This window comes from Actinacidiphila acididurans, from assembly GCF_016918855.1.
GTDB lineage: Bacteria > Actinomycetota > Actinomycetes > Streptomycetales > Streptomycetaceae > Actinacidiphila > Actinacidiphila acididurans.
Window position 1 is genome coordinate 24308 of sequence record NZ_JADKYB010000043.1, and the last position, 11938, is coordinate 36245.

The 11938-nt window shown below is 73.9% G+C and carries 10 protein-coding genes; 2 read left to right on the forward strand and 8 right to left on the reverse strand.

The genetic code is table 11. The annotated features are described in order from the left end of the window. Positions 1-92: 92 nt before the first annotated feature. From ITX44_RS39790 to ITX44_RS39805, 4 genes are all read right to left on the reverse strand, one after another. Positions 93-1217 carry a Gfo/Idh/MocA family protein gene (locus ITX44_RS39790; protein ID WP_236062490.1) on the reverse strand — a complete coding sequence of 375 codons (1125 nt, stop codon included), beginning with the start codon at positions 1215-1217 and terminating at the stop codon, positions 93-95. Further along, positions 1214-1957 carry a sugar phosphate isomerase/epimerase family protein gene (locus ITX44_RS39795; protein ID WP_205364893.1) on the reverse strand — a complete coding sequence of 248 codons (744 nt, stop codon included), beginning with the start codon at positions 1955-1957 and terminating at the stop codon, positions 1214-1216. Before ITX44_RS39795 ends, ITX44_RS39790 begins: the two co-directional genes overlap by 4 nt. Before the next feature lie 101 nt (positions 1958-2058). Beyond that, positions 2059-2979: a sugar phosphate isomerase/epimerase family protein gene (locus ITX44_RS39800; protein WP_205364894.1), complete on the reverse strand. Its 921-nt coding sequence runs from the start codon at positions 2977-2979 to the stop codon at positions 2059-2061. 1 nt (position 2980) lies between these two features. Next, positions 2981-4069 carry a Gfo/Idh/MocA family protein gene (locus ITX44_RS39805; RefSeq protein WP_307795709.1) on the reverse strand — a complete coding sequence of 363 codons (1089 nt, stop codon included), beginning with the start codon at positions 4067-4069 and terminating at the stop codon, positions 2981-2983. A 335-nt stretch (positions 4070-4404) separates the two neighbouring features. On the opposite strand from ITX44_RS39805, the gene ITX44_RS39810 reads away from it, so the two are divergent. Together ITX44_RS39810 and ITX44_RS39815 are read left to right on the forward strand one after the other, a co-directional pair. Further along, a complete protein-coding gene (locus ITX44_RS39810; protein WP_307795710.1) occupies positions 4405-5595 on the forward strand; it encodes an ROK family transcriptional regulator in 1191 nt (396 codons plus the stop codon). 117 nt (positions 5596-5712) lie between these two features. Next, positions 5713-6783 carry a DUF5954 family protein gene (locus ITX44_RS39815; protein ID WP_205364898.1) on the forward strand — a complete coding sequence of 357 codons (1071 nt, stop codon included), beginning with the start codon at positions 5713-5715 and terminating at the stop codon, positions 6781-6783. A 39-nt stretch (positions 6784-6822) separates the two neighbouring features. On the opposite strand, the gene ITX44_RS39820 is transcribed toward ITX44_RS39815, so the two are convergent. The 4 genes from ITX44_RS39820 to ITX44_RS39835 form a co-directional block, all read right to left on the reverse strand. Continuing rightward, positions 6823-8259: a bifunctional transcriptional activator/DNA repair enzyme AdaA gene (locus tag ITX44_RS39820; protein WP_205364904.1), complete on the reverse strand. Its 1437-nt coding sequence runs from the start codon at positions 8257-8259 to the stop codon at positions 6823-6825. 284 nt (positions 8260-8543) lie between these two features. Beyond that, the gene (locus ITX44_RS39825) at positions 8544-9005 is read right to left on the reverse strand and encodes an NTP pyrophosphohydrolase (protein ID WP_205364906.1); all 462 of its coding nucleotides are present in this window, start codon (positions 9003-9005) and stop codon (positions 8544-8546) included. Then, positions 8963-10054, reverse strand: a complete 1092-nt coding sequence (locus tag ITX44_RS39830; protein WP_205364907.1) for an aldose epimerase family protein — start codon at positions 10052-10054, stop codon at positions 8963-8965. The genes ITX44_RS39825 and ITX44_RS39830 overlap by 43 nt, the downstream gene beginning before the upstream one ends. Positions 10055-10548: 494 nt before the next feature. Further along, positions 10549-11568 (reverse strand): LacI family DNA-binding transcriptional regulator, encoded by a 1020-nt coding sequence (locus ITX44_RS39835; RefSeq protein WP_205364909.1) that lies wholly within the window; start codon positions 11566-11568, stop codon positions 10549-10551. Between the last annotated feature and the right edge of the window lie 370 nt (positions 11569-11938).

Sequence of the window (11938 nt, forward strand, 5' to 3'; positions counted from 1 at the left end):
GCCGGCGGCCGGGTCCGCGGCGGTCGTGGGGACCGCCGAGGACCGGGTCAAGAGGGCTCGACTCGAGCCGGGTCGGGCCGTGCGGGCCTGGCTCAGCTCAGCGTCGCCGCCTTCGGGTCCCACCCCTCGGGCAGGACCTCCGCGCGCGGCGCCGCCGACTCCAGGCCGACGAAGCCGTGCCGCTGCGCCGAGTCGGCGACCGAGGCCATCAACTCCAGTACGTGCTGGGCGAGTTCGCCGGAGGCGCGGTGCGCGGCGCCGCCGCGGATCGCCCGGGCCATGTCGAGCACGCCGATGCCGCGGCCCGCGGTGGTCCCGGTGACCGGCAGCTCCCGCCAGTCCTCGGCGCCGAACTCCTGTATCCGCAGCGGCCCGTCGAAGGTGTTCGGGTCCGGCAGCGACAGCGTGCCCTCCGTACCGGTGATCTCGATCATCCGGCGCGGCACCGAGGAGTCGAAGCTGAAGGTCGCCGAGGCGCTGGGCCCGCCGGCGAAGTCCAGCAGGGCGTGCACATGGGTGGGCACCTCCACCGCGAAGGCGGTGCCGGCCTTGGGCCCGGAGCCGATCACCCGCTGCGCCCGCGCCTGCCGGGCGGTCGCCGCCACCCGGGCCACCGGCCCGAACAGCGCCACCAGAGCGGTCAGGTAGTACGGACCGATGTCGAACAGCGGCCCGGCACCGTACTGGAAGAGGAACTCCGGGCTCGGGTGCCAGCTCTCCGGGCCCGGGCCCTGGGTGACGGCGGTGGCGCTGACCGGCTCGCCGATCAGGCCCGCCCGCACCGCCCGCGCCGCCGACTGGAGTCCCGCGCCGAGGAACGTGTCCGGTGCGCTGCCGACGCGCAGGCCCCGCGACTGCGCCTCCGCCAGGATCTTCGCCCCGTCCGAGGGCGCCAGCGCCAGCGGCTTCTCGCCGTAGACGTGCTTGCCGGCCCGCAGCGCCGCCGTGGCAACCTCGGCGTGCGCCGCCGGTATGGTCAGGTTGACGACGATCTCGACCTCGGGGACCGCGAGCACCGATTCCACGTCGCCGGCGACCGGTATGCCGTACGCCGACGCCTGCGTGCGGGCCCGTTCGACGTCCAGGTCGGCCACGCCGAGCACCTGCACGTCGGGGAAGGCGGTGAGCGCGGTCAGGTACTGGTCGCTGATCACCCCGGCGCCGACCAGCGCCACCCCCACCGGCCCCACCCCCACCGGCCGGGCGGCCGCGCTCATCGGCCCTCCAACTCGGTCAGGTAGGCGCGGCTGGCGGCGACGGCCTCGAAGATGTCGGTGTCGCAGGAGTCCAGTTCCACGATGCGCACCGCGTCCGGCGCGGCCGCCAGGATCGACGGCACGTCGATGACGCCCTGGCCGACCGCGGTGTGCGCCTCGCCCTTGACGCCCGGTCCGTCCTTGACGTGCAGCGCCAGTACCCGGTCGCCCAGGGTGCGCAGCAGGTCCGGCACGTGTGCGCCGCCCACCTGCGCCCAGTAGGTGTCGACCTCCAGGAAGACCTCCGGCGCGAGCAGGTCGGTCAGCACCTCCAGCGCCGTACGGTCCTCGAACCGCGGCTCGAGCTCCCACCAGTGGTTGTGGTAGCCGATCCTGATGCCGCGGGAGGCGGCCTGCTCGGCGAAGCCGTTGAGCAGGTCGGCGGTGCGCCGCAGGCCGTCGAGGGTGGTGAACTCCTCGTGCTCGATGCCGCCGGGGATGATGGCGAGGTCGGTGCCGACGGCCGCGACCGCGTCGAAGACCTCGCCGGCCTCCTTGCTGAACAGGGCGTAGGCGTGCGTGCTGGTCACCGAGATGCCCAGGTCGTCGGCGAGCTTGCGGAAGCCGGCCGGGTCGGCCGTCGGGTCGTACGTCTCGACCGAGCGGTAGCCGATCTCGGCGAGCCGGGTCAGGGTGCCGTCGCGGTCGGCGGCGAGCTCATCCCGGAGGGTGTAGAGCTGAATGCTCAAGGGTGTGGCCATCGAAGCGGTGCCTCCTGGAATTCCTGGTTCTGGTGCGGGTCCTGATCCTGGAACGGTCGGTGCTCAGCCGACGATCAGCGGGTGCCGGCGGTCAGTGGTGCTCAGCCGACGATCAGCGGGCTCAGCGTGCGGTGGGCGATCTTCAGCCCCTGGGTGACCCGGTGCACGTCCCCGCTCCACACCGGGTCCTCGTGCTCCACGGACAGCACCCCGGTGAAGCCGCCCTCGTAGAGGGTGTCGACGATCCGGCGCCAGTCCACGTCGCCCAGCCCCGGCACCCGGTAGCGCCACCAGCCGCTGTCCCAGCCGTCGGTACGGGCCACGCTGCGGCCGAAGAAGCCGTAGCGGTCCCGGGCCCGCGGGTCGAGCTGGGCGTCCTTGGCCTGGGCGTGCGGGATGCGGTCGATGTACGGCTTGAGCGCCGTCACCGGGTCGATGCCGAGCCACAGCAGGTGCGAGGGGTCGTAGTTGAGGTAGAAGCCGAGGTCGAACATCCACTCCCACAGCTCGGGGGAGTAGGCGAGGTTGCCCGGGTAGCCGTCCGGGTGCCACCCCTCCATCACGCAGTTCTCGATGATGATCTTCACGCCGCGCTCACCGGCGTACTCCACCAGCGCGGGCAGTTCGCGTTCCGCCAGCGCCAGGTTCTCACTTACGCTCAGCCCCGGGTGGCGGCCGATGAAGGTGCCTACGGTCTCCACGCCCAGCAGCGCCGCCGCGTCCACGTTGGCCCGTACGTGGGCGGCTGTTTCGGCCCGGCGGGCGACGTCGGGGTGCAGGTTGTTCTCGTAGTACGCCAGCGACGACAGGGTCAGGCCGTGCTTGTCGAACAGGGCGCGGGTTGCGTCGGCGGCCCGCTCGTCGAAGGCGGCCACGTCCAGGTGGCTGGCCTCGAAGTCCCGGGAGCCGGTGGCCGGCCAGGTCGCCACCTCCAGTGCCTCGTAGCCGTGACCCGCGGCCCACGCGGCGATCTCCTCCAGCGGGAGCTGCGGCAGGCAGGCGGTCAGGAAGCCGAGCTTCATCTCAGGAGACCTCTTTCCAGGACCGGTCCGCCGCGGACGTCAGGACGGCCTCGGTGAGGCGCACCATGCGGGCGGCGTCGTCGAACGTGGGATGACGGAGTACGGCCGCCGCGCCGTCGCGGATCGCCGCGTGCACATCGCGGACAAAAGCGGCGAAACAGTCGAGATAGCCCATGGGGTGACCGCCCGGCACCACCGACAGCCGGGCCGCGTCGGGGGAGAGCAGCCCCGGGTCGCGCAGCACGGCCGCGTTCTCCCCGCGGGAGCCGACGAACAGCGACTCCGGGTTCTCCTGGTCGAAGGCCAGCGAGGTACGTGCCCCGTCCACCTCGAACCAGAGCCGGTTCTTGCGGCCGGGGGAGACCTGGGAGACGGTCAGCGTGCCGGTCGCGCCGCGGTCGGTGCGCAGCAGCAGGTGCACCACGTCCTCGGTGTCCGGCACGCCGCCGTCCCGCGGGAGTGTGCTGGTGAGCGCCGTCACCTCGGCGATCCGGTGACCGGTCACCCACTCGACCAGGTCGCACCAGTGCGAGCCGATGTCGGCGAACGCCCGCGACGGGCCGCCGGCCGCGGCGTCCACCCGCCAGTTGGTGTCGCCCGGCTCGGACAGCCAGTCCTGCAGGTAGTGGCCGTGCACCAGCCGGACCTCGCCGGCCCGGCCGTCGGCGACCCGGGCCCGGGCCTCGGCCGCCATCGGGTGGTAGCGGTAGACGAAGGGGACCGCCGCGACCAGGCCGCTGTCCGCGGCCAGCCGGGCCAGCGCGTCCGCGGTGTCCGCCGAGGTGGTCAGCGGCTTCTCGCACACCACGTGCTTGCCGGCCCGCAGCGCGAGTTCGGCCAGCCGCGCGTGCGACTCGTTCGGTGTGCAGATGTGCACGACGTCCACCTCGTCACTGGTGACCAGCTCCTCGGAGGAGTCGAAGGCCTGGGCCACGCCGAGCGCGGCCGCGGCCTCCTTGGCGCGCGCCGGAGACGAGGCGCTGATCCCGGCGACAGGCGCGCCGGCGCGGCGTACCGCGTCCAGATGGACGCGCCCGATCATGCCGGTACCGGCGATGCCGGTACGCAGCGACGTCGCTGTCTGGGTCACAACTGCCCTCCCTTTCGGTCCGCATGAAACGCTAGCCAGCGGGCATTCGGTTGACAATGGCAAGATTTACGCTAACTTCTGTCATAAATAGCGGGGTGGATCGCAGAGCCGGACCGGGCGCACGACCGCGCACAGCGGGCTCATGGCAGGCTCATGGCTCGCGGTTCGCGGTTCGTGGCTCGCGGCTCATGACGATCAGGCCGCGACCACTGCGGTGCACGGCGGGGGGGGGGTCCGTTGACGGCGGCTCACCACTGGTCGCGACCGTTGGCGAGTGCTCACGGCGACGTCACGGACGATGTCAGGACGAAGAGGACAGAAGGGGCGGGGTGCCCGTGGCGACGGCAGGCGACCGGCAGGACCGGCAGTTGACCGCGCTCAGCGAGCTGGCCGCACTGGTGGCGGGCGGCGCCACCCGGCGCAGCCAACTGGCCACCGCCACCGGGCTGTCCAGGGCCGCCGTCGCCCAGCGGGTGGACCTGCTGATCAGCAAGGGACTGCTGGTCGAGAGCGGCACGGTGGCCACCGAGCGCGGCCGGCCCCCGCTGGCCCTGCACCTGGCCTCGCACAGGGCGGTGGTCTGCGCGGTCGACCTCGGCGCCACCCACAGCGCGGTCGCGGTCGCCGAACTCGGCGGCACCGTACTCGCCGAGACCACCGAGGAACTGGACATCAACGAAGGGCCCGAGGCCGTTCTCAACGGTGTCCACGAGCAGATCGGCCGGCTGCTGGCCACCGCCGGCCACCCGGTCGAGCACGTGCGCGCGATCAGCGTCGGCGTGCCCGGACCGGTCGAGGCGCGCACCGGTACGGTCATCCGCCCGCCGATCATGCGCGGCTGGGACGGCTACCGGGTCCCCGAGTTCTTCGCCGGCCGCTACGACGCGCCCGTCCTGGTCGACAACGACGTGAACATGATGGCGCTGGGCGAGTACGGCCACCGGCCCGCCACCGCCCACCTGCTGTACGTCAAGGTCGGCACCGGCATCGGCTGCGGCATCGTCTCCGGCGGCCTGGTGCACCGCGGCGCGACCGGCGCGGCCGGCGACATCGGCCACATCCGGGTGCCCGGCCACGACGACGTGCTGTGCCACTGCGGCAACACCGGCTGCGTGGAGGCCGTCGCCTCCGGCGCCGCGATCGCCGCGAGCCTGCGCGAGGCCGGCCTGCCCGTGGAGCACGTCGCCGACGTGGTCCGGCTGGTCGGGGCCGGCGATCCCGTCGCCCGCCGGCACGTACGGCTGGCCGCCCAGCGCATCGGCGAGGTCCTCGCCTCCCTGGTCAGCTTCTACAACCCCGACACCATCGTCCTCGGCGGCTCCATGGCCAGCCTCCACGACGACCTGCTCGCCGACATCCGAGCCGCCGTCTACCGCCGCGCCCTCCCCCTCGCCACCCGCACGGTCGCCATCGAAAGCACCCTCCTGGGCCGCCGCGCCGGCATCGAAGGCGCCCGCCGCCTCGCCGTCCACCACCTCCTGTCCCCCGAGGGCATCGCCCGAATCCTGGCGCGGGGCGGTACGTGAGCCAACCCCCGGAGGAGCGCGATCAGTTGCCGCAGGCACGATTGCCGCGAGGGGTGGGAAACGGGCGCGTTTCGCCGAACGGCCGCGTGCGGGGGAGGGGTTATGCATCCTGGTGCCATGGAGCCGTACGCCGACGACGACGCCTCGACGCTCTGGATCGACTCGCTCGTGGCGCCGGACCCGCAGACCACCAGGCCGTCCGACATCGAACTGTGGAAGGCCCGCAAGCACTATCCCTCGACACTGGTCGCGGGCGGGCCCGTGTTCGGGGCCGCCCGGGAGCGGGGTGACGGCACCTGGGAAGTGCTGCCGTACTTCGCGGGCCGTACTCCGCAGGACGCCCGCGACGAACTGGGGGCGCACTTCCGTGCGCTGGCCCGGCTGGCGCAGGACACCGGCGGGACCGCCGCCGCGGCGGACTACCTCGCCGCGGCCGACCGGCTGGACACGTCAGCCGTGGACGAACTGACGGCGGGCGGCCACCGGCACCGGGTGATACGCGCCGAACGCTTCCTGCGCATGGGCCCCGACGGCCCCGAACCGCCGCGCGTCACCGATCCCGACCCGGGCGGCCCCGGAGACCCGGCCACGACCGCCGACCCCGCGGCCGGCCTGATCGTCACCCCCGGCACCGCCCCCGAGAGCGTGCTGACCGCCGAACTCCTGGCCGCCGTGGACCGCGACGCCACCGTGCCGGACGACGCCGCGCGGGACGCACGCCACGCCGTACGCAGCCACCCCGGTGTCCTTCCGCTCCCGGCCACCTTCATGACCGCCGAACGCAGCGGCCACGGCTGGCGCCCCGCCTCGGCCGGCCTCGCCCCCACCCCCCAGGCCGCCCGTGACGGCCTGGCCATGCAACTTCGGGTCCTCTTCCCCTGGCAGCGCGAACTGACCGCCGAGGAACGCGAGATCCACAAGCGCGCCGCCGACCGCCTCGACACCGACCGCGTCGACGAACTCGACGTCGCCGACCGCCACTTCCGCATCGTCCGCGTCGAACGCGTCCTCCGCGTCGGCCCCGACGGCCCCGAAGGCCCCCGCCCCTCCGACCGCACCGAGGAACACGGCCCCTTCGCCGCCCCGGACGACGAGGACGAAGACCTCCCCAGCGAACGCCTCTCCCACTTCCTCGACCTCGTCGCCGAGGAACGCCGCCGCCGGGGTGGGGCGGAGGGGGAGCGCTGATCCCTGGGGGAGTACGGGCCGCTCCGGCACAGTGCGGGCTCAGCCCTCCGCGTGCCAGACGTAATGGGTGGCGTAGGAACTCCAGGGGCGCCAGCGGGAGATGTGGGCGGGGGCCAGGGTGAGGAGGAGGGCGGGGTCGAGGAGGACGTCCGGGTCGCTCAGGGCACGCATGCGGATGTAGCCGGCCGTCCAGGTGCTGATCCCGGGGAGGGACAGGAGCGCGCGTTCGGCTTCGTCGCGGTCGGCGCCCGGGTCGAGGCGGAGTGAACCGCCGGCCAGGGCCACGGCCAACGCCCGTACGGCGGTGGCGCGTTGCGGCGCGACAGCGATGCCCAGGTCGCCCGGGGCGGCGGTCAGGTCGCGTGGCCGGGGGAACAGGTGGGTCAGGCCGCCGCTGGGCTCCGGGAGGGGTTCGCCGTGTGCCGCGACCAGATCCGCCGCGAGGTGCCGGGCCTCCGGGAGCGGCAGCCCGTCGCCGAGGACCGCCCGCAGTGCCAGCTCCTCCGGGTCGGCCGCTCCCGGCGCCCGCAGCCCCGGGGTCGCCGCGACCAGCGGCGCCAGCGCGGGGTCGGCGGACAGCCGCTGGGCCACCGCGTACGGATCGGCGTCCAGGTCGAACAGGCGCCGTATCCGCTGGGTGGCCGTGGTCAGGTCGCGCAGGTCGCCCAGGTGCAGCGAGCACTCCAGCCAGCCGCCGGTGCCCGCCCGCTCGGCCACTTCGGCCACTCCCGGCGCGTGCGGCAGTCGCAGCGTGCGCCGGTACGTCCGCCGCCCCGGCTCCCCGGTGACCTCCTCCACCCCGGCGACTGCCCGCTCGGCGAGGAAGCCGAAGACCTGCGCGGTGTCGTACGGGCCCCGGTACGCCAGCCGCAGCGGCACCCCCGCAGCGCCGTCCCGCCCGGCCACCGGCAGCCGCCCCGGCCGCCCCGCCCGCAGCTCGGTGGGCGTGGCCGCGTAGATCTCCTTGATCGTCTCGTTGAACTGCCGCACGCTCGCGAACCCCGCCGCGAACGCGATCTCGGCCGCCTGCATCGAGGTGGTCTGGAGCAGCACCCGTGCGGTGTGCCCGCGCTGCGCCCGGGCCAGCGCGATCGGCCCCGCGCCCAGCTCGGCGTTGAGCTGCCGCTGCACCTGCCGTGCGCTGTACCCCAGCCGCGCGGCCAGCCCCGCCACACCCTCGCGGTCCACCACCCCGTCGCCGATCAGCCGGACCGCCCGCCCCACCACATCGGCCCGCGCGTTCCAGTCCGCCGACCCCGGCACCGCGTCCGGTCGGCACCGCCGGCACGCCCGGAACCCGGCTCCCTGCGCGGCCGCGGCGGTGGCGAAGAACGACACGTTTTGCCGCTTGGGCGTGATCGCCGGGCAGCTCGGCCGGCAGTAGATCCCGGTCGTGGCCACCCCGAAGAAGAACACTCCGTCGAACCGGGCGTCCCTGCTGCGCACGGCCTCGTACCTGCTGTCCTCGGTCGTCATGCCTCCAGTATCACCCGGGCCGGGCGCGCGCTCTGGCGGATTTCGGACGCGAGCTTTTTGGCCATGCCAGGCATGAGCGGCGTCGGGCTGTGAAGGCCTGTGCCCCATTCCGTGGCGCGGGTCGTCACCGACCGGGAGGGGTTGTTGCTGTCGTGTCCGGACCACCGGCGAGTGGGTGGGGGTACCCCCAGGCGAAGCTCTGGGGGAGCTCGCGCCCACGCGGCGCCAGCCGCACATCAAATCAGCCCCGCGCCCCTGCGGGGCGGCCCCCCGGCGGTGGGCGCTCAGCGGGGGCGTACCGTGCGTGGGCCCGTGACCTGCGCGCCGGTGGTGGTGACCCGGGTGCGCAGCTCGCGGTCGGCGGTCACGACCAGGCAGGGGCGGGTGGGGGAGGTGGCGCGGGAGTCGGCGGCGAGATCGGCGATCAGGTCGTCGCCGCTCGCGGGGGCGGTGGCGACGCGGACGCCCGGGACCGGGTCGATGCCGCGGGCCGCGCCCTCGACCACGAGGACGACGTCCAGCGGGGTGCCGATCGCCCAGGACGGGGCGCCGCTGTCGGCGGGGAGGCCCCCCGTGGCCAGCGGGACCAAGGCGTCGCGGAGCCGTTCGGCCGCCGCGCGCCGGTCCCGCCACCAGCCGTCCGGGACCGAGCCGACCACGTTGGCGCCGTCCACCACGAGCAGCGGCCGCTCGTCCTCGTCCGTCACGCGCCCTCCCCGGTCCGGCTCAGATGCGGGAAGTGCCATTCGGTACGGGTGCGCAGCACCTCGCCGGGCCGCAGCACCGTGGTGGGGTACTCCGGGCGGTTGGGCGAGTCCGGCAGGTGCTGGGTCTCCAGGCACACCCCGCCGAACCGCTCGTGACGCCGGCCGTTCGGGCCGGCCAGGGTGCCGTCCAGCTTGTTGCCGGTGTAGAGCTGGAGGCCCGGCTCGGTCGTGCGCAGTTCCAGCGTGCGGCCGCTGTCCGGATCGTGCAGCACCGCGGCGGTGCGCGGCGTGCCGGGGTCGCCGGCCGGGCGCCGGAGCACGAAGCAATGGTCGTACCCGCCGGCATCGGTGAGCTGCGGGTCGGACGCCTCGATCCGCATCCCCATCGGCCGCGCCGTCGTGAAGTCGAAGGGAGTGCCCGCCACTTCGCGCTCCGGCCCGAGCGGGATGCCCTCCGGCGTCACCGGCAGGTAGTGGTCGGCGTCGATCCGCAGGGTGTGCCCGAGCACGCTCCCGTTTCCGGCGCCCGCGAGGTCGAAGTACGCGTGCTGGGTCGGGGCGATGACGGTCGGCCGGTCGGTGAGCGCCTCGACGTCCAGGGTCAGCGTGCCGTCCGCGTCCAGCGCGTAGGTGGCGCGGACCGTGACCGCGCCCGGGAAGCCCATGTCCCCGTCCGGACTGTCCAGGGTGAGCCGCAGCGCGCCCGGCCGCGGCTCGGCCCGCCACAGCCGCCGGTGGAAGCCCTCGGGGCCGCCGTGCAGCGTGTTTCCGCGGTCGTTGACCGGGAGCTGGTGCTGCCGGCCGTCCAGCGTGAAACGGCCACCCGCGATCCGGTTCGCGTACCGCCCGATCAACGCCCCGTAGAACGGACTGCGTTCCTCGTACGACGCCACGTCCGGCAGTGCCAGCACCACCGTTTCGGCGCGGCCCGCTTGGTCGGGCACCCGCAGGTCGTGCAGGATCCCCCCGTAGGTGAGGATCTGCGCGGACACTCCCGAGGCGGAGGCGAGCCGCCAGAGCTCCACCGGCCGGCCGTCGGACGTGGTGCCGAACGGCTCGGCGATGGGCAGCGGGGCGTTGGGCGGCATGGATCGGGTCCTTCGGTCGGGTCGGGTCGAAGCGGGCGGATGTGCGGGCCGGATGTGTCGTGGGCCGGGCGGAATGTCGGACGGGCGGGTCGTTCCCGGCCGGATGACCGGCCGGTCCGATGGTTCGGCTTCGCAGACCGCTCAGCTTCGGGCGGTGCGGTCGGGTGGTGGATCGGTGGATGGTGCGGCCGGTGGTGCGGTGGCGTGGGCGGTGCGGTCGGGTGGTGGATCGGTGGATGGTGCGGTCGGGTGGCGCGGGCGGTACGGCCGGGCGGGTGGATCGGTGGTGGTGGTGCGGGCGGGCGGTAAGTCGGCGAGTAGTGCGGTCGGGCGGTGGATCGGCAGGCGGTCCGGTCGGGCGGGTGGATCGGCGTAGCCGTGATCGCCGCTCCGTTGCGGCCCGCGGCCGGGCGCCGCCTAAGCCGCGCACACAGGTCCGGCGAGGAGCCGTACGCTCGGGCACGCACCACCACCGGATCCGCGGACGCGGCCGTTCACACCGTATGCGGCGCCGTCGACTCGCGGGTGACCAGGGTGTAGCCGGGCTGGATCCGTTCGGGGCGCAGCCCGGACGTGCCGGTGAGCCGGGCCACCACTCGTTCCACCGCCAGGCGGGCTATGGCCTGCTTGTCCGGCGCCACCGTGGTCAGCGACACCGCGCCGAAGCGCCCCTCCTCGATGTCGTCGAAGCCGACCACGGACACCTCCTGCGGCACCCGTACCCCGCGCTCCACCAGGGCCCGTATGGCGCCGAGCGCCATCAGGTCGTTGTACGCGAACACGGCGTCGGGCCGGGCGCCGCGATCCAGCAGCGCGTTCATCGCGGCGGCGCCGTCCCAGCGCCCGTAGCCGTCGGTGGCCGCGACCAGCGACTCGTCGCAGGGCAGGCCCGCGGCGAGCAACTCCTCGCGCCAGCCGCGCAGCCGCAGGTGGGCCGGGCGCCGGGCGGTCTCGCGGCGGGCGCCGATGAAGGCGATGCGGCGCCGGCCGAGTCCGGTCAGGTGGCGTACGGCGGTACGCGCGGCGGCCACGTTGTCGATGGCGATCTGGTCGTAGGGCGCCTCGTACTCCCGCTCGCCGAGCAGTACGAGGGGGCCGTCGTCGGGGCGGCGGCCGAGCAGGTCGGAGGTCTCCAGCTCGATCGGGCTGAGGATCAGCCCGTCGATGACGTGGGTGCGGAAACCCTGAGTGACCAGCACTTCCTTCTCCCGGCGGCCCGCGGTGTGGTCGAGCAGCACCGTGTAGTCGTGCCGGGCCGCGGTGTCGATCACCGCGCCCGCCAGCTCGGCGAAATAGGGATTGCCGAGTTCGGGCACGGCCAGTGCGATGATCCCGGTCCGGCCCTTGCGCAGGTGACGCGCCGTCAGGTTCGGCCGGTAGCCCAGCTCGTCGATCGCCCGCCGGACCCGTTCCCGCGTCGCCGGAGTGACATGCGGGTGGTTGTTGACCACGTTCGACACGGTCTTGACGGACACGCCCGCCAGGTGTGCGACGTCTTTGAGGCTGGCGCCCACGCAGTTCCTTCCCTCGGCCGGCTCCTCGCTGAGCTGCGGCGGACCGGGTCACAAGTGTGCGCGTTCCGCCCGCCGGCGCGCGAACCCCCGGTAGTCGGCCGCTCAGTTGTACATCGTTATACGACCATCGGTCCCGTTCGGGAAACGTCCGAGCGCTGCCCGGTCCTGCCCGCTGTGTCCTCCCTGACGTATCGTCATGCCCGGTCCGGGCAGCGGTCATGCGTTTCCGGACGGCATATCCGCGTCAGCCCTATGGACGGGGCGCGTACGTACGTGCTCTCATGCCGGGTGGCACCACCAGTTTTCCAACGTTGGAAGAACCGGACGCGCCAGGAGGCCACCCCCATGCCCCCGCACCGTCGACAGTCGC

Bases quoted from the DNA above. Each gene is read 5' to 3' on its own strand.
- ITX44_RS39800 (WP_205364894.1), bottom strand. From the start codon at position 2,979: ATGAAGCTCGGCTTCCTGACCGCCTGCCTGCCGCAGCTCCCGCTGGAG.
- ITX44_RS39825 (WP_205364906.1), bottom strand. From the start codon at position 9,005: ATGGCACTTCCCGCATCTGAGCCGGACCGGGGAGGGCGCGTGACGGAC.
- ITX44_RS39820 (WP_205364904.1), bottom strand. From the start codon at position 8,259: ATGACGACCGAGGACAGCAGGTACGAGGCCGTGCGCAGCAGGGACGCC.
- ITX44_RS39815 (WP_205364898.1), top strand. From the start codon at position 5,713: ATGGAGCCGTACGCCGACGACGACGCCTCGACGCTCTGGATCGACTCG.
- ITX44_RS39795 (WP_205364893.1), bottom strand. From the start codon at position 1,957: ATGGCCACACCCTTGAGCATTCAGCTCTACACCCTCCGGGATGAGCTC.
- ITX44_RS39830 (WP_205364907.1), bottom strand. From the start codon at position 10,054: ATGCCGCCCAACGCCCCGCTGCCCATCGCCGAGCCGTTCGGCACCACG.
- ITX44_RS39790 (WP_236062490.1), bottom strand. From the start codon at position 1,217: ATGAGCGCGGCCGCCCGGCCGGTGGGGGTGGGGCCGGTGGGGGTGGCG.